Source organism: Caballeronia sp. ATUFL_F1_KS4A (assembly GCF_023630905.1).
Lineage (GTDB): Bacteria > Pseudomonadota > Gammaproteobacteria > Burkholderiales > Burkholderiaceae > Caballeronia > Caballeronia zhejiangensis.
In genome coordinates this window covers 1-26,014 of the sequence record NZ_JALQEB010000007.1, presented here as the reverse complement: position 1 = coordinate 26,014, position 26,014 = coordinate 1, and the positions used below count along the sequence as shown (strand labels likewise).

The following is a 26,014-nucleotide window of genomic DNA, read 5'->3' as shown; positions in this document are numbered from 1 at the left end:
CTTTCGGGCTGTGAGCCCATGTAACACAAACGGGCTACCGCTTCGAGCGAACGGGAGAGATCAGCTTCCGGACGCCAGATTCAATATACAAGTAACCAAAGAAAGCAGCTCGTCACGGCCCGCGGTCACACGCACGTTGGGTAGTACTCTCGTCCTAGGTGGCACTCGCCTAAAGAGTGCCCTCAAACACCTAATCGGGCTTGGCTCGCGCGCGGTCTGACGAGCTAGTTTTCCAAGGACACTGGTTCAGCACGAAACTGCTTCGGCACAGCGCTACGCGCTGCCGCCGGGTCTGCAAGGGAAACCGACGGGCTGCCAGTGCAGTGAGACGGAGGCATTAGTAGAGAAGCACATGCATCCCCGATTGACCGGTCGGCCGCGAAGCGGGCCGGAGCTATATGGTGCTGAACCAGTTTGGTGTGTGGTGCGATGTGACAGACCGTGCGCGAGCCAAGCCCGATTAGGTGTCTGAGGGCACTCGTTAGGCAGCCCACGATGGACGAGAGGACTACCCAAATTGCGTGTGACCGCGGGCGTATCGGAAGCTGCTTTCTTTGGTTGCTTTCTTTACACAGGACCAGAGTAAGCGCTAAAGCGCTAACTCTGGTCGACGGCAAAGAAAGTGACTGCCGCCCCGCACAGGGGCAGTGCCAATAGACCGACACGAAAACGGGATTCCACAGAAGCCCGAGCCAACCAACCCAGACAAAGCAAACCATGACCAAAAAAATCGTAGCCTACAAGGCGTTGCCAAGCGACGTAGAAGCCTATCTCCGCGCCCACGCGGAAGTGGTGAACATCGATCCGAAAAACCACGCCGCATTCGTGGAAGCGCTAACAACCGCCGACGGCGCCATCGGTGCGAGCATAAAGATCTCCCCCGACATGATCGAAGGCGCCCACCGCCTGAAAGCACTGTCGACGATCTCCGTAGGCTTCGACCAGTTCGACGTGCAAGACCTCACCCGCCGCGGCATCGTGCTTACGCACACGCCGGACGTGCTCACCGAATCCACCGCCGACACGGTCTTCGCGCTGATCCTCGCAAGCGCGCGCCGCGTCGTCGAACTCGCCGAATGGGTCAAGCAAGGCAACTGGAAGGCAAGCATCGGTGAAGCGTGTTTCGGCGTCGACGTGCAAGGCAAGACACTGGGCATCGTCGGCCTGGGACGCATCGGCGGGGCCGTCGCACGGCGCGCGGCGCTCGGCTTTCGCATGAACGTGCTCTACACGAATCGCAGCGCGAACGAGCAGGCCGAAAAGGAATACGGCGCAAAGCGTGTCGAGCTCGACGAACTGCTCGCGCAATCCGATTTCGTCTGCCTGCAAGTGCCGCTCACGCCGGAAACGCGCGGTCTCATCGGGGCGAACGAATTGCAGAAAATGAAACGGAGCGCGATTCTGATCAACGCCTCGCGCGGACCGACCGTCGATGAAAACGCGCTCATCGATGCGCTAAAAAACGGCACGATCCGCGGTGCAGGCCTCGACGTGTTCGAGCAGGAACCGCTTCCCGCCGACTCGCCGCTGCTCGCGATGAAAAACGTCGTCGCACTGCCGCATATCGGCTCGGCCACGCACGAAACGCGTCACGCGATGGCGCGAAACGCCGCGAAAAATCTCATCGGCGCACTGAACGGCACGCTCACGCAGAACATCGTCAATCCCGACGTGCTCGCGCGCTGAAACCGTGGGTCGCCCGGTCATGCGCTAACATGCGCGATGCGAGGAGAACGATAATGACGGCATCGCGACTCGCTTCACGGCGAAGCGCGCGCCCACGACCACTATGTCCGACGACCCCACATTGACGAACCGCCCGCCTGCATTCGGCGCGCGCCGCGCGACCATCACCGATGTCGCCCGCGAAGCAGGCACCGGCAAGACCAGCATCTCGCGCTATCTGAACGGCGAGCTCGGCGTGCTGTCGCCCGATCTGCGCGAGCGCATCGAGGCGGCCATCGCCAAGCTCGACTATCGGCCGAATCAGATGGCGCGCGGCCTGAAGCGCGGCCGCAATCGTCTGATCGGCATGCTGCTCGCCGACCTCACGAACCCGTATTCCGTCGAAGTGCTGCAAGGCGTCGAAGCAGCGTGCCACGCGCTCGGCTATATGCCGCTCATCTGTCACGCAGCCAACGAGATCGACATGGAGCGGCGCTATCTGCAATTGCTGACGACGTATCGCGTCGAAGGCGTCATCGTCAACGCGCTCGGCGTGAAGGAAGAACTGCTGCAAGGCTTTGCGCGCGGCGGCATTCCGGTCGTGCTCGTCGATCGCTCGGTCGAAGGTTTCATCACCGACATGGTCGGGCTCGACAATCCCGCCGCCGTGCAGATCGCGACGCGTCATCTCGTCGACGAAGGTTTCGACGAGCTGCTGTTCGTCGTGCAGCCGGTCACGCATGTCAGCTCGCGGCGTCTGCGCGAAGCCGCGTTTCGCGAAACCGTCGCGGCGCTCCATGCAAGCGGCTCGACGCTCGTGATCGATCTCGCCGATGCGGCGCCCGCGCTCGCGGAACTCGACACGCGCGTCACGGCGGCGAAAGCCGCGGGCAAGCGCGTCGCGCTCTTCGCGGCGAACGGGCCGGTCGCGCTGCGCGTCGCGGTGCATCTGAAGGAACGCCACGGCGCGGACTGGCAGGCGAGCGTCGCGCTGATGTCGATCGACGATTCCGAATGGGCGCAGCTCGCCGGCATGACGGCGGTCCGCCAGCCGACGTACGATATCGGCCGGCGCGCGGTCGAATTTCTGCATGAGCGTCTCGGCGGCGCCGCGATGCCCGCGCGCGAATGTCTGCTGCCGGGCGAACTCGTCGTGCGCGCATCGACGACACGCGCGAATCACAACGACGAGCAACAAGCTTCACAAGGAATCTGAATGATCAGTGTTACGACGTTGCTGAGCCTCGCGCTCGCGACGCTCATCATCGCGGCCATGCCCATCGTGCTGTACAGGAAGCTGCGGCCGCGCTTCGCGATCGTGCCGCGCTACGCGATTCTCGGCATCGCCGTGTTCGCGCTCTTCGCGATGGTCATCGAACGCGCGCTGCACGGCTTCATGCTGAGCAATCCCGTCACGTCGGCGTGGCTCGTCAGTCCGGCCGTGTTCGTCGTTTATGGCGCGCTCGCGGCGGGGCTGTGCGAGGAAGTCGGACGCTTTCTCGCGATGAAATGGCTCATCTCGCGCGAGCCTGACGCGCTCGACCGGCACGGTCCGGCGCTCGGCTACGGCATCGGGCACGGCGGGGCGGAGGCGTGGATCGTCGGCGTGCTCGTGCAGGTGCAATGGATCGTCTATGCGGTGCTCGCGAATCGCGGCACGCTCGACGCGCATTTCGCGACCGCGCCGCTCGAAGCGATCGCGCGCATTCATCTCGTGCTGATGAGTCTGTCGCCGGTGTCGGCGGGCATCTTCCTCGTTGAGCGTGCGAGTGCGTTCGTGCTGCAACTCGGCTTTTCCGCGCTGATGTGGCAAATGCTGCGCGAGCGTTCGCGCCACGCGCTCGCAGTCCTCGTTGCCGCGCATGCGCTCGTCGGCTTGCCAGCCGCGCTTTTTCAGGCGCGGCTCGTGCCGCTCATCGCCGCCGATGCGGTGTATCTCGTGCTCGGCGCGATCGTCGCGGTGGCGCTCGTGCGCTACTACCGGCGAGCCGCGGCGCGCGGCGGTTGAGCGCATCCGCGCCTGCCTGAATCAAATATCGACATCGAATGGACGACTATCAATACGACTGCCCGAGCGCGGATATCGACATGCTCGCGCATGTAATCTGCGATCTCTTTCCCGAGCAGACGCAGTTCGCCGAACGCAAGGACGATGAAGGCCGCACATCGCTCGTGATTCATTACGTGGCGATGCGCTTCGGTTCGAGCGCGCGGCGCATCACGATCGACGTGCGTTTCGATCCGGCCGCGCTCGCGCGTTATCGCGCGTCGCCGCCACGCATGCACGCGCGCAGTTACGCGGTGCTGCGTGCCTATGTGGAAGCGACGCTCGGATCGCTCGAAGAGATGTACGCGGACGGCCAGACCGTGCCGCGCGAAGTGGACATCGAGATGGGCGAGGACTTCGCGTGAGCGCGCTCAGGCTTCGCGATAGACCTTCGCGAAGCGCGCTGCCTTCACGACGCCGAAATCGCCCGGCGCGTATTGCATGACCCAGTCGCCGGCATCGCCGGTGAGGATGTCGCCTGCCGCGGATCGCGCGATCGAGAAGGGTTCGTGCATCTGCTTCGCGAGCACGACGTTCGGACGGTTGCGATAGATGCCCGCCTCGCCGTGCGCGATGCCGCCTTCCGGCACGTACTTCGGATCGAAGCGTTCGCGCGACACGACCCAGCGCTCGCCGCTGGAAGCGGTGACGATCGCATCGCCGCTTGCATAGCGGTTCGGCCCTTCGAGGCTCATGAGTTCGCCCGCGGCAGCCGCGAATTCGACGGTGACGGCTTCGTCCTTCACGACGCGGCGTGCGGCGGGATCGGTGGCGAGATCGAGTTGCGAAAGATGGAGCATGGTGCGATCGGCGAAGATGGTGAGGGAGCGGATCGTAACGGCATTCGCGTCATTTTGCACTCGGCGGACGCAAAAAAGCCCGCATCATGCGATGCGGGCTTTCCGACCCGGCGCTCGTTCAGGGCTTCGTCGTCGATGCCGCATCCGCGCCCGCCGCGCGCGAACGATGATGCGCGCCGCCGCGGCGCGCCTTGCCGTGCTCCGAGCGGAAGCTCGTATCGGCGAGTTTCTTCTGCTCGGGCGAAAGGCTCGCGTAAAGCGGCTCGAAAGCTTCGACGAGCCGCTTCGTGCCGTCCGCGTTGGCTTGCGTGATCTGCTCGTATTGCTTCATGTCGTCGAGCGCGGACATCGTGTCGCGCTGCGCGATGCGCTGGCGGTACAGATCGGCCATGGTGCGGCCGTTGTCGCGCATTACATCGGCGAACTTCGACCACTGCGCTTCCTGCTGCGGCGTGATCTTGAGGCTCGAATGCAGTTCCGCGATACGCTCCTCGACGCGCGCCTCGCGCTTGCTGGCGGCCGGTGCGGACGCAGCGTCCTGCGCGGCGGGCGCCGATGCGGCCGTGGGCGCCGAACTCTGCGCGAAAACCGGGCTCAGTGCGCAGAAAGCGGCCAATGCAACGAGTGTTCTTTTCATTCAAAGTACCTTCGATCGATATAGGAAGCGGCGTGCTTCGTAAGCTGCATGCAAAGCAGCGAAGATCACGCCTTCGGCGGATATTAGTATCACGATTGCATGCGGATTCGCCCGCATTGCCACAACTGCTTACATTCGAAACGTCTCTGGAAAAAACGCAGTGGATACCTTGTTGAGCATGCGGGTCTTTGTCGCGATCGTCGAGGCGGGCAGTCTGAGCGCCGCGGCCGAGCGCTTTTCGATCTCGGCGCCGATGGCGGGCAAGCACTTGCAGGCGCTGGAGGCGCGGCTCGATGCGCGTCTCATTGTCCGCACGACGCGTCGTCAGAGCCTGACCGAGATCGGCCGTGAATATTACGAACGCTGCCGCCGCATTCTCGCGGAAGTCGATTCTGCCGACACCCTCGCCGAATCGATGAGCGCGACGCCGCGCGGCGTATTGCGCGTCACCGTGCCGCTGACTTACGGCGTGCAGTTCGTCACGCCCGCCGTGACCGAGTTTCTCGCGGCGTTCGCGCAGATCAGCGTCGAGCTCGATCTGACCAACCGCATGGTCGATATCGTCGAGGAAGGATTCGACGCCGCCGTGCGTATCGGCACGCTCGCCGATTCGAGCTTCGTCGCGCGGCCGCTCAAGCCGTATGCGATGACGGTATGCGCGTCGCCTTCCTATCTTGCGCGCGCGGGCACGCCCGCGACCCCCGCCGATCTCGCGAGCCACGAGTGCCTCGGCTTCTTGCATCTCGGCCGCGAGGCGAGCTGGCGGCTCGAAGGCGAGGACGAGGCGATGCATGCGCGCCGCACGCAGTCCGCGCGCTTTCGCACGAATAACGGGCAGGCGCTCAGGAAGGCCGCGCTCGCCGGCTTCGGCCTCGTGCTTCAACCGCATGCGCTCGTCGAAGACGAACTGAAGAGCGGCGCGCTCGTCGCGGTGCTCCAGGACTTTCTGCCGAAGCCTTCGCCCGTTCATCTCGTCTATCCGCGCGATACGCGCGCGACGCCCAAGCTCGCGAGTTTCGTCGATTTCATGGTGACGAAGCTCGGTGTCTGACCGGCGTTCGTATCGCAGCGTCTCGGCGATAATGCAAACACAAAATGCCGGATGCCAGACGGCATTCAAAACGCATAACCCAAAACACAAAACGCCAAGGACGACGCCCACATGAGACCGCCGCGCCTCGATCAGCTCGACGACATCGATCGCAATCTCGTCGCGCTTCTGCAGATGAACGCGCGCGAGAGCGTCGCGAATCTCGCGCGGCAACTGGGCGTTGCGCGCACGACGGTGATCGCCCGCATGGCGCGGCTCGAGAAGAACAACGTGATCGCGGGCTACGGCGTGCGGCTCGGCCAGGATGTGCTCGATGCAAGCATTCAGGCGTACGTCGGCATCAAGCTCACGCCGAAATACGGCCGCGATCTGCAGAAGCGCTTCGCACGCATGCCGGAGATTCAGTTGCTCTGCGCGGTGAGCGGCGAATTCGATTACGTCGCATGGCTGCGCGCCGATTCGCCGGACCGCCTGAACGACCTGCTGGACGAGATCGGCGTGCTGGAAGGCGTCGAACGGACGACGACGTCGATCATCCTCGCGCGCAAGATCGATCGCGCCGGTTGAGACTCGACGATACAAACGGGATCGATCGATCGTCGAAACGACGAAAACCGTCGTCGAAGCGCATCATTTTGCGTCTAGGATCAATATTCGCGCGCTCCTAAACTGTGTGAACAGGTGTATCGGCCTAACTCGCACATACAGGAGACGAATATGAAAGTGGCCCTCGTCGGCGCCGGACTGATCGGTCAAAGCATTGCGCATTTGCTGCGTGAAACGGGGGATTTCGACGTCGTCGCCTTCGATCGCGACGAACACGCGCTCGCGCTCATCGATGCGCAAGGCATCCCGACGCGCCGCGTCGATTCCGCCGATACGCCCGCGCTTCGTCAGGCGCTGATCGGTTTCGACGCGCTGATCAATGCGCTGCCGTATTACCTCGCGATCAACGTCGCATCGGCGGCGAAAGCGGCGGGCGTGCATTACTTCGACCTCACCGAGGACGTGCGCGCGACGCACGCGATCCGCGCGATCGCCGACGACTCCGAGCTCGCGTTCATGCCGCAATGCGGTCTTGCGCCGGGCTTCATCGGCATCGTCGCGCACGATCTGGCGAAGCGTCTCGACGACGTGCGCGAAGTAAAGATGCGCGTCGGCGCGCTGCCCGAGTTTCCGACCAATGCGCTGAAGTACAACCTTACATGGAGCATCGACGGGCTCATCAACGAGTATTGCCAGCCGTGCGAGGCGATCCGCGAAGGCCGCACGCAATGGGTGCAGCCGCTCGAAGGTGTCGAGCATTTTTCGCTCGATGGCATCGAGTACGAGGCGTTCAATACATCGGGCGGGCTCGGCACGCTCTGCGAAACGCTTGCCGGCAAGGTCGAGACGCTCGACTACAAATCGGTGCGCTATCCGGGGCATCGCGATCTGATGAAGTTCCTGCTCGACGATCTGCGTATGTCCACCGATCGCGACGGTCTCAAAACGATGCTCAAGCGCGCGGTGCCTTCGACGGCACAGGACGTCGTATTGATCTTCGTCACGGTGACGGGCATGCGGCGCGGGCAACTCGTGCAGGACGTGTTCACGCGCAAGATCTTCGCGAAGGATGTGTGCGGCGTGCCGATGAGCGCGATCCAGATCACGACCGCCGGCGCGATCTGCGCGGAACTGGATCTCTTCCGCGAAGGCGTGCTGCCGCAGAGCGGCTTCGTGCGTCAGGAGCAGGTGCCGCTCGACGCGTTCCTCAACAACCGCTTCGGCAAGCTGTACGAAGGCGCCAACGCGGTCGCGACGGCACGCCAGCTCGCGGCGGCTTAAGCGACGAGGCGCGCGACCAGTTCGCCGCCGGCTTCACCGGATGGCGTCGTGTTGTCGAACATCACGAGCGTCCGCGCGAGCGCTTCATCGGGGACGAAGAGGCGCTTGCGATATTCCTCCCAATGCGCGAGCTTGTACGCATCCTTCGGATCGCCGCGCGCGACGATCCGTTCGCGCGCCACATCTTCATCGACATGCACCCAGACGACGCTTATGGCGACATCGTCATCGATGCCGAGCCACGCGCGATCGAAAAGGCGTCCATTGCGCACCTCGCGCGTCAGCGGCGCGACGATCACGACGCTCACGCCGAGCGCGAGATTTTCGGCGGCGGTATCGATGAGACAGCGATACTCCGGATCGCGAAAATGTTCTATGAAAAGCGGGCTGTCGCGATCGTGCGGATCGCCGGTGAGCGCGCCGATCGCCGCGGCGCTGTATGCACCGTAGAGCGTGTCCTTGTCGAGCAGGCAGAAGGGCTCGCCAGTCGCATGCATGAGCGGCGCGAAGAGTTGCTTCGCGAGCGTCGTCTTGCCGGTGCCGGCATGACCGCAGAAGAAAATCAGATGCTTCACGCCGGGTCGGTCCTGGATGATAGTTGCATCGCTAAATATCGGTTCGCGCGCGCTGATATCGCTTCATGAGCGGCGTCGCGGTGATGCCGTGCACGATGACAGACGCAGCGATCGTCGCGATGACGAGCGGCACGAGCGGCGCGGCCACGTCATGCGGCGCTTGCTCGAGTGCAAAGAGCAAATAATAGAACGAGCCGACGCCGCGTATGCCGAACCAGCTCATGAGACGTCTTTGCGCGCCCGTCGCCTGCGAGCCGATGAGCGACGCCTCGACCGCCGCCGGCCGCAGCACAAGAAAGAGCGCGACGATGAGCGCGCAGGTCCGCCACGAGAGCAGTTCGCGCCACATCGTCGCGAGCACGGCACCGACCATCAGCATGATCGCCACTTCGGCGATGCGCTCCAGTTCGATCGTGAAGCCGTGCACGCGCTCGGCCATGAAGGCGTGCGCGCGTTCGGGATCGGCTGCGGCGGCGCCGACGTCGTCCGCATCGATCTTGCCGACCGCCTGGCGCGGGGACTTGTCGCCGCTTTCTTTTTGCTCGACGCGGCGCATGGAGAGACCGGCTGCGAAGACCGCGAGAAACGCGTACGTGTGCAGCAATTCGGCGACGCCGTACGACAGCGCGATGAGGCCGAGCGCAAAGAAACCTTCCGGTCCGAGCGCCTGCCCGTGGCGCGTGCGCAGATACGCGACAAGCCGCACCGACAGCGCGCCGAGCAGCCAGCCGCTCACGAGCGCGCCCGCGATGCCCCATATCGCCTGCAATGCGAAGTTCCAGTGCAACGCTTCGCTTGGCGACGCCTCGAAGCGGCACACCGCGATGCCGAGCAGCGCGAAGGGCAGCGCGATGCCATCGTTGAGTCCGCCTTCGCCCGTCAGCGAAAAGCGCAGCAGGTCGACGTCGCCGGGCGTCTCGACCTGAACGTCATGCGCGAGCACCGGATCGGTCGGCGCGAGCATCGCGGCGAGCAGCAGCGACGGCCCCCAACTGAGACCGAGCACATAGACGCCGAACAGCGTGAGCGCGGCGACGGTGAGGATCATGGCGACGAAGCCCAGGCGAACCGGGAGAAGCCAGATGCGATCGGTGGGCGGCACGCGCAGCCGCAGGCCGATCGCGAATAGCGACACGAGCATCGCGACTTCGGTGATGCGCCGGAGGACCGTTGCATCGGTCGCGAGGTCGAGTGTCAGCAGATTGGCGAGCGCGGGACCCATCGCGAAGCCGATCGCCAGGTAGCACATCGCGGTGCTGACCGGCAGGTGCTTGAACGTCGAACTGGCGAGGCCCATGAAAATGAGCACGCCGCCGACGACGAGAAACCACATCGTCTCGATCATGAATGCCTTCGGACTTCATATGCTGATGGTTGAGCGGACCGCGCCGCGATGCGCGGGACGTTCTGTTCGGACGCAGCACGCGCCGTGCCCGTATCCGAATCACGCGCTTCGGGCAGCGCGCCTGCCTGTTCGCCGACTTGCGCGTAAGATGCATTCGGTTCCCGCATGGGCATTCTTCATCCGCTTCATTCGCACGGTCTTTTGCGTTACGAATGCAAAAAACCAGGGGAGAACGAGCATGTCACAGCACTTCGACGCAGTCGTGATCGGTACGGGGCAGGGCGGTTCGCCGCTTGCCGTGCGGCTCGCGGAAAGCGGCAAGCGCACGGCCATCATCGAGCGGCATCTTTTTGGCGGCACCTGCGTGAACGTCGGTTGCACGCCGACCAAGACTTATGTCGCGAGCGCGCGGGCCGCGCATGTCGCGCGCACGGCGGCGCAGTACGGCGTGATGATAGGCGGCGACATCCGCATCGACATGGCGCGTGTGAAGGCGCGCAAGGACGAGGTGATCGGCGGCTCGCGCACGGGCATCGAGAAATGGCTGCGCGGCACGCACAATCTCACGGTCTTCAAGGGACACGGGCGCTTTACAGGGCCGCGCGCGCTGTCCATCGAGGCGGCCGACGGTTCCACGCAGGAGATCGACGCCGACCTCATCATCATCAACACGGGAACGCGCGCGGTGGTGCCGAAGGTCGATGGGCTCGAACGCGTCCCGTATCTGACCAACTCGACGATTCTCGAACTGACCGAAGTGCCGGAGCATCTGGTGATTGTCGGGGCGAGTTATATCGCGCTCGAATTCGGGCAGATGTTCCGGCGCTTCGGCAGCCGCGTGACCTTGCTCGTGCGCGGCGAACGGATCCTCACACGCGAGGACGAGGACGTCGCCCGCGCGATGCAGGACGTGTTCGTGCGTGAGGGCATCGACTTTCGCTTCGGCGCGGAGATGTCGCGCGTGGAGCCGATGGCAGGTGGCGTGCGTATCGTCAGTGGCGATGATGAGGTCATCGATGCATCGCATCTGCTGTTCGCGACGGGCCGCACGCCGAACACCGACGATCTCGGTCTGGAGCATGCGGGCATTGCGGTGAACCGGCACGGCATGATCGATGTCGACGGCCAGTTGCGCACCAAAGTCGATGGCGTGTATGCGCTCGGCGATGTGAACGGGCGCGGCGCGTTCACGCATACGTCGTGGAACGATTACGAGATCATCGCTTCGAATCTGCTCGACGGCGAATCGCGCAGCGTCGATACGCGCATCATGGCTTATGCGGTTTTCGTCGATCCGCCGTTCGCGCGTGTGGGGATGAGCGAGGAAGACGTGCGCAGGGACGGACGCGAGGCGCTTATCGCGACGATGCCGATGTCGCGGGTGGGGCGCGCTCGGGAGCGCGGTGAGACGGATGGCTTCATGAAGGCGCTCGTGGATGCGCGGACGAAGCGGTTCTTAGGGGCGGCGATTTATGGCATCGAAGGGGATGAGGCCATTCATGCCTTCATCGACATCATGAATGCGGATGCGCCCTATACGACGTTGCAGCGGGCGATGCATATTCATCCGACGGTGAGTGAGTTGATTCCTACTTTGCTTGAGGGGTTGACGCCTTTTGAGTGAGTTTTTCTTTGTTTCGCCGGATCCCGTGTTCTTAGTGGTCTAGTGGCGTTGCCCCTGTGCGGGGCAACGCTAATAAACCGACACGAACGCAGGATTTCACCGAAGCATGAGCAAGAGACAATAGAAACGAAGCCCTCAAACCTTCACCGACGGCTCAGCCTCATCCTCCTTCACCGCATTCGCGATACGCGTCTCCGGCATAGCAAGCCACACCATCAACACCGCAAGCGCCCCGGCCCCGGCGAGCCCAAAAAAGCTCATCGCAGTGCCGAAGCGATCCGCGGCAAAACCGGCCGCCGCCGTCGAAAGCGTCGCCCCGACGCCCGCAGCCAGCCCAAAAAACCCGATCGTCAGGTTGTAATGCCCGCGCCCACCAGCGACATCCGCCGCAATCAGCGGAAGCATCACACCGAACACGGCTGCGCTGATGCCATCGAGCATCTGCACCGGCACGAGCAGATACGGGCTGCTCACGCCCGCGAACAGAATCGCGCGTATAGGCAACGCGCAGAACCCGAGAATCAGCACCGGCCGGCGTCCCCACTTCTGCGCCTGCCGTCCGACCCACGGCGACAACGCCGCGACGATGAACTGCGGCACGATGATGCACGCCGCAATCACGAGTTGAACGTTGTCGCCCATGTGCGCCGTGACTTCGCCCGCGGCGAGATTCAGCATCGCCGCGTTCGACAGGTGAAAGAGCACCACGCACGCCGCGAAAATCAAAAGACGCCTGTCCTTCAGCAACTCGCGCAACGATTCGCGTTCCTCGCCTTCAGGCGTGAGCTTGGGTTTGCCCGGCGGTGCGCGCGGCACGACGGGCGGCGCATCGTAGTGAATCATGCGCAGCGCGACGATCGCCGGCAACGCGAGCGCGGCCGTCAGGAAGAACACCGAGCGCAGCGACAGATACTCGCCGAACGCGCCCATCAACGCCGCTGTCAGCGCACTGCCGATCGACGCCCAGCGCGCATTGCGGCCGAGCCGGTCGCCGAGATCGGCGCGTGAGACGAGGGCGAGCGAGATCGCCGCCATCGCCGGGACGAGCATGCAGCTCGCGAAACCGTGCAGCACTTCGGCCGCAAAAACCGGCACGAACGTCGGGCTCGCGGCGAGCAGCAGCGCACTCACGATGATCGCGATGATCGCCGAGAGAGCAGCGAACTTCTTGTTGCGCATCGCATCGACGAGCGCGCCTGCCGGCAACTGGCTCGCCATCGCGCTGATCGTGCCGACGGAAAGCATCAGGCCGATCTCGCCCTGCGTCCATTTGTTGGCCGCAAGATACGAAGCAATGAAAGGGCCGAAGCCGGTCTGCACGTTGGCGACGAAGAAGTTCAGCCAGTCGAGCGCGCGCAGACTGCGTGCAATTACCATGTTGTGATTCTGTTATCGATGTCGTTATCCGCTATCTCGTCAGGCGCGCGCCGGAAGCGGGCGCTTGCGCCGGCGCCGCGCCTGAAGCCGTCGCGCTCGCCGCGCCAGTCGATGCCGATGCCGATGCCGCGCTCGCAGCCGTCGCCGGCGCGGGCACCACAGGCGACACGATCTTGATCGGCTGCTCGGGCGAGTAGGTGGGCGCGGCCTTCAGTTGCGCGTCGTTGAAATCCATCTGCAGCAGCCACTGCTTGTTGCGCGAAAACACATGCAGGTCGCCCCAGTTGGCCGCGACATGCCGCTTGTCGCCCGCGAGCGAACTCGATAGATCGAGCACCAGCGCCTGAGGCTGCGCCTGAGCGTCGACGAGCACGTCGACCACGCGTCCGATGCGCGCGCCGCTTCTTTGCGTCACCGTCGAATCGACGAGCTGCATGAAGTTCGCGGGCGCCTCCGCAACGGGCTGCGGCTTCGGCACCGGTTCGGCCGGCTTGCCCTTCGCGGGCGGTGGTGGCGGCACGAAGGTAATCGGCGCGGTCTTCGAATTCGGCGTGAAGCGGAAGGCCGTCCACGGGAAGTTGACCTTGCGGTCGCCGACGCCGAGGAAGCCCGCGAGATTGACCATCAGAAGCTTCGGCTTCGCGGATGCATCGACGTACATGTCCACCGCACGGCCGACGACCTTGCCGTCCGGACGCTGCACTTCGGCGTCGAGCAGGCCGTGCAGCTGATCGTGCTGCATGATGCGCGTCGAGATGATCTGCGGCGGAGGCGGCGGCTCGGGCGGTTCAGGCGGTGGCGTGACGGCCGGCTCCGGCGGCTTCGGCTTGACGATGCGGCGCTTCGGTTTCGGCGCCGGCGCGGGTTTCACGGCAGACGCGGGCTCCGGCGCCTGCACGGCGGGCAAAGGTTCTTCGGGCTCGGCAGAGCCGGCTTCTTCCGGCGCCGGAATATAAGAGTGTTCGACGATCGGCGCGGGCACCTGTTGCTGCATCAGCCCGCATGCGGAGAGCGCGAAGGCGGCGATGACCGGAAGGCTCGCGGTGACGCGCAGCGCGCGCAACGTTCTCGCGATGGCGACGATGAACGCGGCCACGCACAGCGACAGACGTGCGGCTGCATTGAAGACGCGGCCCGCCCGGCATGCGCGCCCAAGCGCGTGAAGGTCTGTCGGCGACGCATCACCCCGATGCGAGATACCGCCTGTCATCGCAAAAGCTCCATGGTTGCGAGTCACCTGCTTGTCTGGTTCGTTGTTGGATCGGTGCTTGTCAGATCGATTCGACGCGCGCGAGGCGTCGTTCGTTCGCGGATTGAATCATGCATGCGAAGTGCATTGTGCCAATCGACGCTTCACGCTTCGGATGGCCGCGCATGGCCGTTCGATGCGTTCGCGAGCCGTGCCGCGGTGTCGGGCGCGCCCATCTTCTCGGCGGCATCGCGTGCGCTGAAGCCGCCGGCATCGCGCGCATCCGGGTTCGCGCCGCGCGCGATCAACAAGTCGACGATCTCGACGCGATTGAACATCGCCGCGATCATGAGCGCGGTGCGCCCGTCGGGCGATGCGCCTTCCACATCCGCGCCATGTTCGAGCAGCGTTTCGATCACCTCGCGAAAGCCCTTGAACGCGGCGCCCGCAATCGGCGTCTGGCCATTGTCGTTGCGCAGGTTGGCATCGGCGTTGTGCTGAAGCAGGACGCGCACGGCGTCGGCGTGACCGTGATAGCTCGCGAGCATCACGAGGCTGTCGCCCTTGTCGTTGCGCAGATTCGGCGGCAGGCCCTTGGTCAGGAGCGCGTCGAGCATCGCGGCGTCGCCGCGGCGAGCGACATCGAAGACCTCGCTCGCGAACGCGATCATGTCGTCATCGGGGCCATCGCTGGATTGCTTCGTCGGGGGCTCTTTCGGATCGTGCTGCATGGTTCACTCCAATTCGATCGCGCCGCGTGCGCGGGCCAGAGTTTGTCGGGATGCATCGGCGCGCTCGATGTCATGCTGCGCCGGCGGTTTGCACGCGTTCGAAATGCATTCCATCTGGCATTCAGAATGCACGGCGCATGCATGCAAAATGCGAAAGCGGACGCGGGATCAACCGGGAGCATACACAGGTTTGCTTGCAATCCGCGCTTTCCGCGCGCTTCGGGACAGCACGAATCGCGCCATGCCGGTCAGCATTGGCGGTTCTCCGTTATGTCGCTTGACGCGTCTTCGTGCGTCCCATTAGGCTCGTCGCGAATCGACCGTTAAGCGCCCGCACGCGCTCTCGCAATGAATCCGACACCATCCGCCTCCGGCGATACGCCGCCTCCCGACATTGCCGTGCGCCGCCGCGCGCCCGCCGCCGAACGTAATCGCGATGCGATTCTATCGGTCCTCACGCGCGTCCTGCCGCAGAGCGGCGTCGTGCTGGAGATCGCAAGCGGCACCGGTCAGCACGCCGTGCACTGCGCGGCTGCACTGCCGGGCCTCGTCTGGCAGCCTAGCGATGCCGATGCCGAAGCACGCGAATCCATCGCCGCATGGCGCGCTCACTCGGGGCTCGCCAACCTGAATGCGCCGCTCGCGCTCGATGTGCGCAACGACGATTGGGGCATCGCGAACGTGGCGGCCATCGTGTGCATCAACATGATCCACATCGCGCCGTGGGAAGCGGCCGAGGCGCTCTTTCGCGGCGCGGGCGCGCGTCTCGATGCGGGGGGCGTACTGTACCTCTACGGGCCGTATCGGCGCAATGGAGCGCATACCGCCCCGAGCAACGAAGCCTTCGATCAGCAACTACGCGCACGCGATCCGCGCTGGGGCGTGCGTGACATGGAAGCAGTCGAGGCGCTTGGCGAGAAGGCCGGCCTCGCGTTCGTCGAGACGGTCGCGATGCCGGCCAGTAACTTCAGCGTCGTATTCAAAAAACCCGCGTAACGACGTCCGTGTTCACGCTTCGCCCGGACGCGCTGCGAACATGCCGCGCCAGGACACCGTCGCCATCAGCGAGGCCGCGACGATCATCCCGCCGCCGATCCAGCCCGCCATCGACACACGTTCGCCGAGCCACGCGCTCGCGAAGAGCGCGCCGAACGCGGGCTCGCTGCCCATCAGGAGCGAGACGCGCGTCGGGCTGCTGTGGCCGATTGCGTAGTTCTGCGCGAAGAAGGCGAAAAGGGTGCACGCGCACACGAGATACAGCACCGATCCCCAGAACATGCCGTGACCGGCGAGAGCGGGCAGCGACTGCCATTGCGATGGCGCGAAAACCAACGCGATGACCGCGCTGCCCGATGCGACCACGCCCGCCTGCACCGCCGTCACCGTAAGCGCGGGCAGGGGAGCCGCGCGCAACACGCGCTTCGTCACGCAAACGGACAGCGCGCGCAGCACGGCGGCGGCGAGGATCAGTCCATCGCCGGCATTGAAGTCGAAGGACAGCGCGCCGTCGCTCGCGAGCAGCCACGCGCCCGCGAACGACACGCCGACCGCCAGCCACTCGGCCGCGCCGGGGCGTCGCCTGAGCAGCGCCCATTCGACGAGCGGCGTCAGCACGACGCACAAGCTGATCAGAAACGCGGCGTTCGCGGCGCGCGTATGGAGCACGCCGAACGTCTCAGCTAGAAAAATCGAAAGCAGCAGCAAGCCGAGAACGAGCACGCCGCGAAGGGTCGCCGCGCTCGCGTGCCGCAGATGCCGCAGGTTGACGGCGAGCAGACAGAACGTGATGCCGAAGCGCAGCGCGAGCAGCCCCAGCACCGGATAGAACGCGAGCGCGCTCTTGACGATGCCGTAGCTGCTGCCCCACACCATCGCGACGGCGAAGAGCAGGAGATCGGAAAGAGGAGGCAGGCGTCGGACGGTCATGGAGCGGCTCCGTGAGAAGGTAGCCGTCATTGTCGAATGATGCGTTCCGCGCGATAATCGGCTTCAGTCGCACAGCTTTCTTGTCACGAATGCACAAATGAATCCCGCCGATCTTTTCGACCTGATGCCGGACATGGCCGTATTCGCGCGCGTCGTCGATGCGGGCAACTTCTCGGTCGCGGCGCGGCAACTGGGCAGCACGCCGTCGACGGTCAGCCGCCAGATCAAGCGTCTTGAAGAGGCGCTCGCCACGCGGCTGCTCGAGCGCTCGACGCGCAAGATCCGCGTTACCGAGTCGGGGCTTCAGGTGTATCGGCATTGCCGCGACATGGCCGCGGCGGCGTCCGGCGCGGTCGATGCGGCGGGGCAGGTGTCGGGCAAGCCGCAGGGCCGCGTCGCGCTGTCGGCGCCGACGGCTTACGCGAAGTCCGTGATTCATCCGCTCGTGCCGGCGTTTCTCGCGGCGTATCCGGATGTCGATCTTCAGCTCGTCTTCAGCGATCACGATATCGATCCGCTCGACAGCGACGTCGATCTCGTCATCCGCGCGACGAGCCATCCGCCGCAAGGGCTCGCCGCGCGCCCGCTCGGACGCGTGCGCTGGCTGCTGTGCGCGTCGGCGGGCTATCTGCGGGAGCGTGGCGCGCCGGCGCATCCGCGCGAGCTGGCGCTGCACGATTGCATCCATCTGGGCGAAACCGCCGACGACAACCGCTGGCGCTTCAGCAACAACGGCGAAACGGTGACAGTCGCGGTGCGCGGGCGCTATATCGCGAATCACGCGGGCGCGCGGCTGGACGCGGCCGAAGACGGGCTCGGCATCGCGGCGCTGCCGGAATTCGCCGCCCGCGATGCGCTCGCGTCGGGCAGCGTGCAGGCCGTGCTCGCGGACTGGGACATGCAGGCGCGCGCGTATCAGGGACCGGTGTGGCTGCTTTATCCGCCGAATCGCTTTCTGCCGCCGAAGGTGCGCGCGTTGATCGATCATCTGCACGCGCATCTCGGGCAGCAAGCGTGAGCGCGAGAATCCGGCGCGCGCCGAAATGAGCGACGCCGTGTAGACTGCGAGTGGTCGTTCATTGCGCCGCGCGGCTCGCGGCGTTCAAACCGATCTCCCTTCACCGGAGGCGTCGTACATGCACGCAGCGTTGCCGCAAGGCGAGCAGGAAGCCGGATCAACCGATACACCCGCCAAGCCGCCGCGGGATCTGCGCCGCGTCGACATTCATCCCGATCACTGGTATCCGCTCGCGTGGTCGCGCGAGGTGAAAGCGGGGCGTGCGCACGGCGTGCGTTTCGCGGGCGATCCGATCGTGCTCGTACGCACCGCCTCGGGCAAGGTCTTCGCGCTGGAAGACCGCTGCGCGCATCGGCAGGTGCCGTTGTCGGCGGGTGTCGTCGACGGGGAATCGATCCGTTGCTGCTATCACGGCTGGACCTACGACTGCACCGGCCGCTGCACCGACATCCCTTATCTCGGACGCGAACGCCTGCCTAACGGCGTGCGCGCGTATCCGTGCCGCGAGGCGGGCGGGCTGGTTTTCGTGTTCACGGGCGACCCGGCGCTCGCCGATGCCGCGAAGTTTCCCGATCTCGGCTCCGCCACCGATCGCGCATACAAGACGCGCCGCTTCGGCCGCGCGGTGAAGTGCCACTACTCGTTCATGCACGAAAATCTGATGGACATGAACCATCAGTTCCTGCATCGGCGGCAGATGGGCAGCATGCGCGCGCGCTCGCTCGGCAGACGGCGCGGCGAGGACTGGATCGAAGTCGATTACACGTTCGCGCGCGAAGCGGGCAAGCAGCCGATCGGCGAAGCGCTCGTCTTCGGGCAAAAGCGCGGCTCGAAGCCCGACGACGGCCAGAAGGACGTGATGACGATCCGCACCGAGTACCCGTATCAGACGCTCAAGATCCGCACCAAGGACGACACGATGGTGATGGACCTGTGGATCGCCTACGTGCCGCTCGACGCCGAGCAGCGCACGAACCGCACGTTCGGCCTGTTGTCGATTCGCCGCCCGAAAATCCCCGGCCTGCTCGATGCCGCGTGGCCCTTGCTCGTGTGGTTCACCGAGCGCATCTTCAAGGAGGATCGCTGGATCGTCGAGCGCGAGCAGGAGGCGCACGACCGGCAGGGCGCGGACCACAATCACGAGGTGTTCCCGGTCATCGTCGAGCTGCGCGCGCTTTTGATGGAGCGCGGCGTGCCTCACGGCGCAGGCAGGGGCCCGCGGGACGCCCGGCGCGTGCACGTCATCCAGCCGGTGCAGGAACTGCCCGCATCCTGAGGCGTGCGGCGCTGTGCCTCGCTCGCACCCGATTGCACGCTTCGCGCCGCGGCGCTATACAGAGAGCAGAGAGCGGAAACCACACACGGAGGACCATCATCATGAACAGCGACCCGACCAAGCCGCGCGACGACGCATCGGGTATCGGCGAGGCGCATCCGGACGTCGAGCATTTCGATGCGGCCATCTCGCACGTCGACGAGTCCTACGCCGCGGGCAAGATGGCGGCGGGCGCGGCGAAGGGCATTCTGTACAGCATCATCGAGACGCTCGGCACGCTCGTCGGCGATCCCGATCTGCCCTCGCATGCGCGTTCGGGCTACGAAGGCCTGCTTGAAACGGCGCGCGAACTGCGCTCGAAGATCGAGCACTAGCCGACCCGGTCGGGCGACGCAAGCTTGCAGCGCGTTCGCCCGATGTCAATTTCGCGTCTGCGCATCGTCGGGTAACTGTCAGATCTATTCCGATGCAGCGCCGTCGACCGTCGCCTGCACGACGCACGCGAATTTTCCGCGAGCCTGTTCGGGCTATCGCGTTTCCCGTCCCCAAAGAATGGCAATTGGCTTGTATCTCCGAAAGCGGACAAGCCTTGTCCCGTCAAGCCGCGTCCTTTCTGACTGCGGTCGAATCCCTCGTTATCTCTAGCCGCCGCGCCGTCGATTCGGCCCCGCTCGGACCGTCATCGCGCCACATTGCTGTCAGCTTTCTGTCAGTTTCGTGACCGTTTGCCCAATATCTGCGAACCAGAAAATACTGGTTAACCAGACAGTGAAAAAAAACGACACAAAACCGCGTCTTTCTTTCGGATTCGGACTGTAAGCCATACACTTGCCAGCGATAAAAGTTACGAGTTGAAACATAAGAAGTCGCCACGGCGGCACCGGTTCCAAGACTCGCATGCAAGTAAATTGCCCACCGCTTGAGGAGAAAAAATGAAGGGTTTCACGATGACCAAGGCAGCAATCGTCGCAGCCACGGCGTTCGCCGCCGCGGCACCGGCGTTCGCGCAAAGCAGCGTCACGCTGTACGGTATCGTCGACGATTCGATCGTCTATCAAAGCAGCCAGACCAACCTGGCCAAGACGAATCCGGGCCGCTCGAACATCAAGACCGGATCGGGCATTTGGGCCGGTAGCCGCTTCGGCTTGAAGGGCGCCGAAGATCTGGGCGGCGGCAACAAGGCCATCTTCCAGTTGGAATCGGGCTTCGACATCAACAGCGGACAAGCGCAGTTCACCAACGCGCTGTTCGGCCGCCAGGCATGGGTCGGTCTGACGAACCCGGCATACGGTACGTTGACTGCGGGTCGCCAGTACACCTCGTACTACACGCTGCTCTCGCCGTACAGCCCGACGAACTGGCTGACCGGCTACTTCGGCGCGCACCCGGGCGATCTGGACGGTTTGGACACGATCTACCGCGCGAACAACTCGATCGTCTACACGTCGCCGAAGTTCTACGGCCTGACGGTGAGCGGCTCGTACTCCTTCGCTGGCGTGCCTGACAGCGTGTACCAAGGCTCGACCTGGACGGCTGCGCTGCAGTATCAGCAAGGCCCGATCGGCGGCACGGTGGCGTTCTCGCGCATCAACAACGCGGCGGAAGGCGGCGGCATCTACAGCAGCAGCTCGACGACGATCAACAGCACGGCAGCGACCGATGGTTCGGGTCAGCCGGGCGTGTCGGCGGTGACGGCTGGCTACCAGCGCGCACAAGCGCAGCAGCGCTTCGCGGTTGCAGGCGGCTACCAGTTCAACAGCGCGTGGGACATCTCCGTCACGTACACGAACGTTCAGTACATTCCGGGCGTGAACTCGCGCTTCACCGACGAAGCCGTGTTCAACACGGCCGGCACGGTGCTGCACTGGAAGGCGACGTCGGCATGGGATTTCGCAGCGGGCTACAGCTACACGTGGGCCAGCAAGGCGAACGGCATCAACGACGCAGCGTCGTACCACCAGTTCAACCTCTCGCAGTACTACTCGCTGTCGAAGCGCACGGGCCTGTACGCACTGGAAGCATTCCAGCGCGCGAACGGCAACACGCTGGCTGTTCCGTCGAACACGTCGACGAACCGTCAGACGGCCGCCAACGCGACAATCGGCGATGGCTTCCAAAGCGCGCCGTCGGCATCGCGCAGCATGTTCGCAGCGGGCGTGGGTATCATCCACCGCTTCTAAGCGATGCTTCGCGGCGTGATGCATTAGGCATTACGCATGTGGCATGCAAAAAACCGGACGCCTCGGCGTCCGGTTTTTTTTGTCCGCGCGCGGCGCATTTCCTCGTGTCAGATGAACATCCCGCCCGATACCTCGACGCGCTGCGCCGTCATCCAGCGATTGCCGTCCGAGAGCATCGCCACGATCGCGCCGCCGATATCGTCCGGCACACCCGCGCGCCCGAGCGCCGTGTTGTCCGCGACGAACCGGTTCGTGTCGTGATCGTCGCGCACGACGCCGCCCCCGAAATCCGTCTCGATCGCGCCCGGCGCGATGGTGTTCACCGTGATGCCGTGCGGCCCGAGTTCCTTCGCGAGATAGCGCGTGAGCACCTCGATCCCGCCTTTCATCACGGCATAGGCCGCGAATCCCGGCAACGCGAAACGCGTGAGTCCGCTCGACACATTGAGAATCGCGCCTTCCTCATGCAGATAGGGCAGGAGCGTCTGCGTCAGAAAGAACGGTCCCTTCAGCTGGATATTGACGAGTTCGTCGAACTGCGCGGGCGTCGTCTCCGCGAAGAGCGCATGAATGCCGATGCCCGCGTTGTTCACGAGAAAGTCGAAGTTCTCGCGCTCGAACGTATCTTCGAGCGTCTTGCACAGCGCGTCGCCGAAAGCGGCAAAGGTGTCGCAATGCGCGACGTCGAGCGGCAGCATGGCCGCCTTGCCGCCGGATTTCGCGACCTCATCGACGAGCGAGCGCGCCGCGTCCGCGTTGCGGTTGTAGGTGCCGATCACGCCGGCGCCTGCCTGCGCGAGCTTCAATGCGGCGTTGCGTCCGAGTCCGCGGCTCGCGCCGGTGATGACCGCGATTTTGCCGCTCATGGTTCCATTCACGGTGACAGCTCCTTCGATTGCGTGGCCGATGGTTCATCGTAGGACGGCGCGACGTGCGCAGAAAGGCGCGTCGATGCTGCAATGCACAGATTGCGGGCGCGGCCTTTGCTGCACCGTCTCGATCAATGTGCAAACCGGAGAACGCACCATGGCCGATCGTGAAAGCAGGGAAATCCCTTCGGAGCCGCCCGCAAGTCTCGAACGCCCGTTCAGACTCTTTGCGGTGGAGCAGCGCGTGCTCGCGCAGAACGTCGACGGCAAGGTGATCGACATCGGCGGAATGGATTCGAAGAACGGCCAGTTCTGCGCCTGCATGGATTCGGGCGATATCGCCACGGAGCCGAAGCGTAGCGCCGAACTTGCGTTGAAGGCGCTCGTCGGCAAGCTGACGTTCGATTATCTCGACGGGCTGTTCACGAGCGAACGCGAAGCGGAGGTGAGCGGCCGTCTGCAGGATTATCCGAGTGTGGAGTTCGAGCTCGACGAGACCTTGCCGCGCGACATGACCGACCGCACGCCGCCGCATCTTTTCTAATGATCACATGCGCGCGAATGAAAGCGACTTATTGATACGGGTTGCTAAATAATTCCGAGACCATGCCGTCCAGCGTTTGTACGACAAAAGCGCCGCGCCGCGCAGCATTTCCCTCGATGTGCGATGCTAGTCGAGCGGCGACGCCCGGGGCTTGCCGCGCTCAATCGCGGGGTGAATCATGAAAAGAACGCCTTTCGCCACGGTCATCGTCCTTGCGGCGGCGACGCTCGCCGCACCAGCTTTCGCACGCGACGACGGTCCGCGCTTCGCGCAGGACCGGCTCGATGCGCTCGTCGCGCAACACGAGGAAGCGAGCCGGCACATCGCTCAGCCATCCGCACCGGCTGAGCACGCGCAGTCGAACACGCCGCACCACGGCGCTTCGTGATCTGACGTTGCTCGGGGCCTGACGAAGGCGTCGGGTCGCCACGTCGTTGATGAGACGGCGCGCAACGCGCCGGATGGGATCGTTCGTGTCCAAAGGTATGAAATTTGCGGACGCCGCCCGGGTGTTCCGCGGCTGCGTGCCGACGATCCTCCTCATCACCCTCATATAAAGCCATGACAAGGAAAGCCGTATCGATCGCAATTCTCTCCGTCGCCTTTCTCGCAGCGGGATGCGCTGGCATCGGCCCGGGTCGCCTGAAGGCCGATCAGGTCGATTACGCCCGGGCGCTCGGCGATGCGAAGAAGCGTGAAATTCTTGCCGCGATTGTCGGCTTGCGCTTCGCCGATGCGCCGTCGTTTCTCACGGTGAGCAGCATCATCGCCGCGTACACGTTCGATACGACGGGCGGCGTCGTGCTCAACGCCGGCTCCGGCGCGCAGCCGAACTACGCGCAGGCAACGGGCAGCGTCTCCTACTCGAATCATCCGACTTTCACGTTCACGCCGACCACGGGCGACGCCTACGCCAGCGCGTATATCCGGCCGCTTTCGCCGACACTCGTCTTGCCGCTCGCCGAAAGCGGCATTCCGATCGATCTGCTGTTGCGCATCACCGCGCAGTCGATCAGTGGCTTGCAGAACGGCACGGCGTTGGGCGGGCCGAACGCATCTGGATCGCCCGAGTTCTTCCTGCTTCTGCAGGCGCTTCGCAGGCTGCAGCTAGCGGGCGAATTGAACATCGAGACGCGCAACGCGGATGACGACAAGAGCGGCAAGCCCGACAAGGCCGCGAAGGGCAACAGCGCCGACAAGGGCGGCGTATTCATCACGCTCGGCGCGACGCGCAGCGGTTCGAACAAGGCTGTCGTCGACGATCTCACGCTCGTCAGAAAACTGCTGCACCTCTCGCCGAAGATGAAGACTTACGAAATCGTCTATGGGCAGTCGTCGGACCACAACCGCATCCCGATGGTCACGCGCTCGGTGCTCGGCATCCTCACCGATCTCGGCGCGCAGATCGCCGTTCCTGACGAGCAGGTGCGCAGCGGCGCGACCAAGCCGGGCATCGGGTTGATCGGCGGAGAAACGCGGCCGACGATCATCGTGAAAGTTGGCGAGAAGGCGCCGCAGGATGCGTACGTGAGCGTGCTCTACGACAAGGCCAACTACTGGATCGATCGCAGCGACTTCGATTCGAAATACGCGTTCACGGTCGTGCAGAATCTGATGGCGCTTGCGGAAGTCACGGACACGGCGAAGTCGCCGGTCGTGACTATTCCGGCGAACTGACATCGAGCGTCTGAGCCGGCAAGGTCGATAGCGATCATGCAAAGTGCGAAATGCCATCATGCATGATGTATTCCGCACGCAAAATGCATAGGGCGACATCGATACGATGTCGCCCTATGCATTGCTGCTTATGCGATGCGTCTGTCGACGCTATCTGAACTTACTGGCCGAAGTATGTACCGAGCGCCCGCGGCTGAACGCCGGTGATGCGGCCTGATTGCGACGAACCATTGGCGACCGAACCGTAGGCGCTCGATTGGGGTGTCACTTGCGCAAGCTGCTCCGAGCTCACGCGGGCTTGCGCTGCCTGGATGTTCGACGGATAAGACGGGTCGCTGATGTTCGGGTTGTAGCCTGCCTTTTCGAGTTGGACCAGTTCGGCGCGTACCTGAGCGCGGCTCAGCGGCGCATCCGATTGCTGCGCGAACGACAGAGCGGGAACGGCGAGGGCAGCGGCGACGGCGACTGCGGAAATGAACGTCTTCATGATGACTACCTCCGATTCGGATTTCTGATCGTGCTGCCCGTTTCGTCTTAAGCAGCTTGTGAACGGAGTGTAAAGACGCGCTTGCCGAAGATCATTCTCGTTTCCGTTGAATGATCTTTGTCGATATCGGAATAATTGCGCGAGTCTTCATTGCATTGCGCGAAACTGACCGCGCGATGACGGCGAGGGCTGGCCTGGTCGACGGTCTTTTCGCTCCACGGCATCTTCGGCGCTACCACGCGCCGCTCGATCCTTACCGATTCCGTGAAGATGCTTCTTCGTCACGACGAATGATTGCTTGCAGTTGTGCAATTACACTCTGCGTCGTCCATTCGGCATGGCTCGAACCGCGAGTCGGCCGATTTATCGAAAACGGGAGAGCTGATCATGAAATCGTGGGTCAACGCAGTCGTCGCAGTCGTGGTGATGTCCGCACCGCTCGCATCGTTCGCCCAGTTCAGCGCGGCAGTGGGCCGTGCAGAACTTAGTGGTGAACTCGTTCAACTTCAGAAGGCAGGTTATTCGCCGGTCGCGGAAGACGCGTCGTACCCGGCGAAACTGCAGGCGGCCGAAATGCGCGTTGGCGATATGCGTGCGGCGCAGGCGCGGGCAGAAGGATACGGATCTTCGACAGGTGCGGCGGCGCAATCGGGCCGTGCGAGCATGCGGGTCGATACGCAAGGCGCGTTCTTCGGGCAGTGAGCGTCAGGAAGCGGCGGTGAGCCCCCGCAATGCGAGCGGTTCTGGTCGATTGCATACAAAACTCGAAATGCGCTTTCGCACGATTTGCGTGAACGTGAAGCGACCTCTGCCACCCAATCACCGGTGGTTTTGCCCAGTCCGGCTTTCGGCTGGGCTTTTTTGCGTGCGGATGACTTCATGGGTCGGACTCGATTCCGGGTTAACGCGACGCTATCTATATCGACATAGTTGCATGCAAAATTAATAAACCGGACGGTCGGTTAATGGATATACTCGCTCCATCGCATCTCAAAAAGACGGCGGAGCCCCGCATGTACACGCAATCCCTCGACCTCCCCAGCGCGACGTCCGCAGCCGAAAGCCACGAAGCCGCACCCTCCGCCGCCCAAGCCCGCTTCGACGCGGTGATGCAGGCCGACGGCAAGATCGAGCCGCAGGACTGGATGCCCGAGGCGTATCGCAAGACG

28 protein-coding genes and 1 pseudogene are annotated in these 26,014 nt (G+C 64.0%); 18 read left to right on the top strand and 11 right to left on the bottom strand.

Features of this window, described 5'->3' with window-relative positions:
- Positions 1-717 precede the first annotated feature (717 nt).
- The 4 genes from NCS03_RS07945 (at position 718) to NCS03_RS07930 (ending at position 4,077) form a co-directional block, all read left to right on the top strand.
- Positions 718-1,686, top strand: a complete 969-nt coding sequence (locus NCS03_RS07945) for a 2-hydroxyacid dehydrogenase (protein ID WP_250529029.1) — start codon at positions 718-720, stop codon at positions 1,684-1,686.
- Between the two features lie 103 nt (positions 1,687-1,789).
- Complete coding sequence (locus NCS03_RS07940) at positions 1,790-2,881, top strand: LacI family DNA-binding transcriptional regulator (protein WP_034473442.1); 1,092 nt, start codon at positions 1,790-1,792, stop codon at positions 2,879-2,881.
- A complete protein-coding gene (locus NCS03_RS07935) occupies positions 2,882-3,673 on the top strand; it encodes a YhfC family intramembrane metalloprotease (protein ID WP_250439798.1) in 792 nt (263 codons plus the stop codon).
- 38 nt (positions 3,674-3,711) lie between these two features.
- Entirely contained in the window at positions 3,712-4,077 is a 366-nt protein-coding gene (locus NCS03_RS07930) for a DUF3022 domain-containing protein (protein WP_250529028.1), read from the top strand.
- Positions 4,078-4,083: 6 nt separating this feature from the next.
- Here the strand turns inward: NCS03_RS07930 and NCS03_RS07925 are convergent, their stop codons facing one another.
- Both NCS03_RS07925 and NCS03_RS07920 read right to left on the bottom strand, forming a co-directional pair.
- Positions 4,084-4,512, bottom strand: coding sequence for a PGDYG domain-containing protein (locus NCS03_RS07925; RefSeq protein WP_250529027.1), 429 nt, complete (start codon positions 4,510-4,512; stop codon positions 4,084-4,086).
- A gap of 118 nt (positions 4,513-4,630) precedes the next feature.
- Positions 4,631-5,149, bottom strand: coding sequence for a Spy/CpxP family protein refolding chaperone (locus NCS03_RS07920; protein ID WP_034473444.1), 519 nt, complete (start codon positions 5,147-5,149; stop codon positions 4,631-4,633).
- Positions 5,150-5,309: 160 nt separating this feature from the next.
- On the opposite strand from NCS03_RS07920, the gene NCS03_RS07915 reads away from it, so the two are divergent.
- The 3 genes from NCS03_RS07915 to NCS03_RS07905 all read left to right on the top strand — a co-directional run bounded on the left by NCS03_RS07915 (position 5,310) and on the right by NCS03_RS07905 (position 8,027).
- Positions 5,310-6,200, top strand: a complete 891-nt coding sequence (locus NCS03_RS07915; protein WP_034473445.1) for a LysR family transcriptional regulator — start codon at positions 5,310-5,312, stop codon at positions 6,198-6,200.
- A 111-nt stretch (positions 6,201-6,311) separates the two neighbouring features.
- A complete protein-coding gene (locus NCS03_RS07910; RefSeq protein ID WP_008349499.1) occupies positions 6,312-6,767 on the top strand; it encodes an Lrp/AsnC family transcriptional regulator in 456 nt (151 codons plus the stop codon).
- Between the two features lie 150 nt (positions 6,768-6,917).
- A complete protein-coding gene (locus NCS03_RS07905; RefSeq protein WP_175983248.1) occupies positions 6,918-8,027 on the top strand; it encodes a saccharopine dehydrogenase family protein in 1,110 nt (369 codons plus the stop codon).
- Here NCS03_RS07905 and NCS03_RS07900 read toward each other — a convergent pair.
- Both NCS03_RS07900 and NCS03_RS07895 read right to left on the bottom strand, forming a co-directional pair.
- Positions 8,024-8,602 carry a P-loop nucleotide/nucleoside kinase family protein gene (locus NCS03_RS07900; RefSeq protein WP_250529026.1) on the bottom strand — a complete coding sequence of 193 codons (579 nt, stop codon included), beginning with the start codon at positions 8,600-8,602 and terminating at the stop codon, positions 8,024-8,026. The two genes, NCS03_RS07905 and NCS03_RS07900, sit on opposite strands and share 4 nt — an antisense overlap.
- A gap of 31 nt (positions 8,603-8,633) precedes the next feature.
- Positions 8,634-9,947, bottom strand: coding sequence for a cation:proton antiporter (locus NCS03_RS07895; protein WP_008349504.1), 1,314 nt, complete (start codon positions 9,945-9,947; stop codon positions 8,634-8,636).
- A gap of 238 nt (positions 9,948-10,185) precedes the next feature.
- On the opposite strand from NCS03_RS07895, the gene NCS03_RS07890 reads away from it, so the two are divergent.
- Positions 10,186-11,571 carry an FAD-containing oxidoreductase gene (locus NCS03_RS07890; protein WP_250502159.1) on the top strand — a complete coding sequence of 462 codons (1,386 nt, stop codon included), beginning with the start codon at positions 10,186-10,188 and terminating at the stop codon, positions 11,569-11,571.
- Between the two features lie 135 nt (positions 11,572-11,706).
- Here NCS03_RS07890 and NCS03_RS07885 read toward each other — a convergent pair whose 3' ends face one another.
- The 3 genes from NCS03_RS07885 to NCS03_RS07875 form a co-directional block, all read right to left on the bottom strand.
- The gene (locus NCS03_RS07885; protein ID WP_034473453.1) at positions 11,707-12,948 is read right to left on the bottom strand and encodes an MFS transporter; all 1,242 of its coding nucleotides are present in this window, start codon (positions 12,946-12,948) and stop codon (positions 11,707-11,709) included.
- A 31-nt stretch (positions 12,949-12,979) separates the two neighbouring features.
- On the bottom strand, positions 12,980-14,158 hold the full coding sequence (locus tag NCS03_RS07880; RefSeq protein ID WP_250439795.1) for a hypothetical protein: 1,179 nt from the start codon (positions 14,156-14,158) through the stop codon (positions 12,980-12,982).
- 143 nt (positions 14,159-14,301) lie between these two features.
- Positions 14,302-14,868: an ankyrin repeat domain-containing protein gene (locus NCS03_RS07875; RefSeq protein WP_008349512.1), complete on the bottom strand. Its 567-nt coding sequence runs from the start codon at positions 14,866-14,868 to the stop codon at positions 14,302-14,304.
- A gap of 348 nt (positions 14,869-15,216) precedes the next feature.
- Between NCS03_RS07875 and NCS03_RS07870 the strand changes: the two genes are divergently transcribed.
- On the top strand, positions 15,217-15,864 hold the full coding sequence (locus NCS03_RS07870; protein ID WP_250529025.1) for a DUF938 domain-containing protein: 648 nt from the start codon (positions 15,217-15,219) through the stop codon (positions 15,862-15,864).
- A 12-nt stretch (positions 15,865-15,876) separates the two neighbouring features.
- Here NCS03_RS07870 and NCS03_RS07865 read toward each other — a convergent pair whose 3' ends face one another.
- A complete protein-coding gene (locus NCS03_RS07865; RefSeq protein ID WP_250529024.1) occupies positions 15,877-16,794 on the bottom strand; it encodes a DMT family transporter in 918 nt (305 codons plus the stop codon).
- Positions 16,795-16,891: 97 nt separating this feature from the next.
- Here NCS03_RS07865 and NCS03_RS07860 point away from each other — a divergent pair, with 97 nt between their 5' ends.
- From NCS03_RS07860 to NCS03_RS07845, 4 genes are all read left to right on the top strand, one after another.
- Complete coding sequence (locus tag NCS03_RS07860) at positions 16,892-17,812, top strand: LysR family transcriptional regulator (RefSeq protein WP_034473457.1); 921 nt, start codon at positions 16,892-16,894, stop codon at positions 17,810-17,812.
- A 118-nt stretch (positions 17,813-17,930) separates the two neighbouring features.
- Positions 17,931-19,088: a Rieske 2Fe-2S domain-containing protein gene (locus NCS03_RS07855; protein ID WP_034473459.1), complete on the top strand. Its 1,158-nt coding sequence runs from the start codon at positions 17,931-17,933 to the stop codon at positions 19,086-19,088.
- 101 nt (positions 19,089-19,189) lie between these two features.
- Complete coding sequence (locus NCS03_RS07850; RefSeq protein ID WP_008349524.1) at positions 19,190-19,462, top strand: hypothetical protein; 273 nt, start codon at positions 19,190-19,192, stop codon at positions 19,460-19,462.
- Positions 19,463-20,020: 558 nt separating this feature from the next.
- Positions 20,021-21,268, top strand: coding sequence for a porin (locus NCS03_RS07845; RefSeq protein WP_008349526.1), 1,248 nt, complete (start codon positions 20,021-20,023; stop codon positions 21,266-21,268).
- A 107-nt stretch (positions 21,269-21,375) separates the two neighbouring features.
- On the opposite strand, the gene NCS03_RS07840 is transcribed toward NCS03_RS07845, so the two are convergent.
- Positions 21,376-22,134 carry an SDR family NAD(P)-dependent oxidoreductase gene (locus tag NCS03_RS07840; RefSeq protein WP_008349527.1) on the bottom strand — a complete coding sequence of 253 codons (759 nt, stop codon included), beginning with the start codon at positions 22,132-22,134 and terminating at the stop codon, positions 21,376-21,378.
- Positions 22,135-22,294: 160 nt separating this feature from the next.
- Between NCS03_RS07840 and NCS03_RS07835 the strand changes: the two genes are divergently transcribed.
- From NCS03_RS07835 to NCS03_RS07825, 3 genes are all read left to right on the top strand, one after another.
- Entirely contained in the window at positions 22,295-22,681 is a 387-nt protein-coding gene (locus tag NCS03_RS07835; RefSeq protein WP_008349529.1) for a hypothetical protein, read from the top strand.
- A 178-nt stretch (positions 22,682-22,859) separates the two neighbouring features.
- Positions 22,860-23,069, top strand: a complete 210-nt coding sequence (locus NCS03_RS07830) for a hypothetical protein (protein ID WP_008349530.1) — start codon at positions 22,860-22,862, stop codon at positions 23,067-23,069.
- A 173-nt stretch (positions 23,070-23,242) separates the two neighbouring features.
- On the top strand, positions 23,243-24,358 hold the full coding sequence (locus NCS03_RS07825; RefSeq protein WP_250529023.1) for a hypothetical protein: 1,116 nt from the start codon (positions 23,243-23,245) through the stop codon (positions 24,356-24,358).
- 160 nt (positions 24,359-24,518) lie between these two features.
- Here NCS03_RS07825 and NCS03_RS07820 read toward each other — a convergent pair whose 3' ends face one another.
- Positions 24,519-24,845 carry a DUF4148 domain-containing protein gene (locus tag NCS03_RS07820; RefSeq protein WP_008349535.1) on the bottom strand — a complete coding sequence of 109 codons (327 nt, stop codon included), beginning with the start codon at positions 24,843-24,845 and terminating at the stop codon, positions 24,519-24,521.
- 47 nt (positions 24,846-24,892) lie between these two features.
- A complete protein-coding gene (locus NCS03_RS07815) occupies positions 24,893-25,084 on the bottom strand; it encodes a hypothetical protein (RefSeq protein WP_250529022.1) in 192 nt (63 codons plus the stop codon).
- 55 nt (positions 25,085-25,139) lie between these two features.
- On the opposite strand from NCS03_RS07815, the gene NCS03_RS07810 reads away from it, so the two are divergent.
- On the top strand, positions 25,140-25,547 hold the full coding sequence (locus tag NCS03_RS07810; protein ID WP_250529021.1) for a DUF4148 domain-containing protein: 408 nt from the start codon (positions 25,140-25,142) through the stop codon (positions 25,545-25,547).
- 311 nt (positions 25,548-25,858) lie between these two features.
- Positions 25,859-26,014: pseudogene (locus NCS03_RS07805) on the top strand (1,2-phenylacetyl-CoA epoxidase subunit PaaA); the annotation flags it as partial.

Coding starts and splice junctions, on each gene's coding strand:
- NCS03_RS07925 (WP_250529027.1), bottom strand. CDS start 4,512: ATGCTCCATCTTTCGCAACTCGATCTCGCCACCGATCCCGCCGCACGC.
- NCS03_RS07910 (WP_008349499.1), top strand. CDS start 6,312: ATGAGACCGCCGCGCCTCGATCAGCTCGACGACATCGATCGCAATCTC.
- NCS03_RS07875 (WP_008349512.1), bottom strand. CDS start 14,868: ATGCAGCACGATCCGAAAGAGCCCCCGACGAAGCAATCCAGCGATGGC.
- NCS03_RS07825 (WP_250529023.1), top strand. CDS start 23,243: ATGACAAGGAAAGCCGTATCGATCGCAATTCTCTCCGTCGCCTTTCTC.
- NCS03_RS07870 (WP_250529025.1), top strand. CDS start 15,217: ATGAATCCGACACCATCCGCCTCCGGCGATACGCCGCCTCCCGACATT.
- NCS03_RS07850 (WP_008349524.1), top strand. CDS start 19,190: ATGAACAGCGACCCGACCAAGCCGCGCGACGACGCATCGGGTATCGGC.
- NCS03_RS07880 (WP_250439795.1), bottom strand. CDS start 14,158: ATGACAGGCGGTATCTCGCATCGGGGTGATGCGTCGCCGACAGACCTT.
- NCS03_RS07835 (WP_008349529.1), top strand. CDS start 22,295: ATGGCCGATCGTGAAAGCAGGGAAATCCCTTCGGAGCCGCCCGCAAGT.
- NCS03_RS07830 (WP_008349530.1), top strand. CDS start 22,860: ATGAAAAGAACGCCTTTCGCCACGGTCATCGTCCTTGCGGCGGCGACG.
- NCS03_RS07845 (WP_008349526.1), top strand. CDS start 20,021: ATGAAGGGTTTCACGATGACCAAGGCAGCAATCGTCGCAGCCACGGCG.
- NCS03_RS07935 (WP_250439798.1), top strand. CDS start 2,882: ATGATCAGTGTTACGACGTTGCTGAGCCTCGCGCTCGCGACGCTCATC.
- NCS03_RS07890 (WP_250502159.1), top strand. CDS start 10,186: ATGTCACAGCACTTCGACGCAGTCGTGATCGGTACGGGGCAGGGCGGT.
- NCS03_RS07930 (WP_250529028.1), top strand. CDS start 3,712: ATGGACGACTATCAATACGACTGCCCGAGCGCGGATATCGACATGCTC.
- NCS03_RS07945 (WP_250529029.1), top strand. CDS start 718: ATGACCAAAAAAATCGTAGCCTACAAGGCGTTGCCAAGCGACGTAGAA.
- NCS03_RS07855 (WP_034473459.1), top strand. CDS start 17,931: ATGCACGCAGCGTTGCCGCAAGGCGAGCAGGAAGCCGGATCAACCGAT.
- NCS03_RS07865 (WP_250529024.1), bottom strand. CDS start 16,794: ATGACCGTCCGACGCCTGCCTCCTCTTTCCGATCTCCTGCTCTTCGCC.
- NCS03_RS07920 (WP_034473444.1), bottom strand. CDS start 5,149: ATGAAAAGAACACTCGTTGCATTGGCCGCTTTCTGCGCACTGAGCCCG.
- NCS03_RS07860 (WP_034473457.1), top strand. CDS start 16,892: ATGAATCCCGCCGATCTTTTCGACCTGATGCCGGACATGGCCGTATTC.
- NCS03_RS07895 (WP_008349504.1), bottom strand. CDS start 9,947: ATGATCGAGACGATGTGGTTTCTCGTCGTCGGCGGCGTGCTCATTTTC.
- NCS03_RS07905 (WP_175983248.1), top strand. CDS start 6,918: ATGAAAGTGGCCCTCGTCGGCGCCGGACTGATCGGTCAAAGCATTGCG.
- NCS03_RS07820 (WP_008349535.1), bottom strand. CDS start 24,845: ATGAAGACGTTCATTTCCGCAGTCGCCGTCGCCGCTGCCCTCGCCGTT.
- NCS03_RS07840 (WP_008349527.1), bottom strand. CDS start 22,134: ATGAGCGGCAAAATCGCGGTCATCACCGGCGCGAGCCGCGGACTCGGA.
- NCS03_RS07885 (WP_034473453.1), bottom strand. CDS start 12,948: ATGGTAATTGCACGCAGTCTGCGCGCGCTCGACTGGCTGAACTTCTTC.
- NCS03_RS07940 (WP_034473442.1), top strand. CDS start 1,790: ATGTCCGACGACCCCACATTGACGAACCGCCCGCCTGCATTCGGCGCG.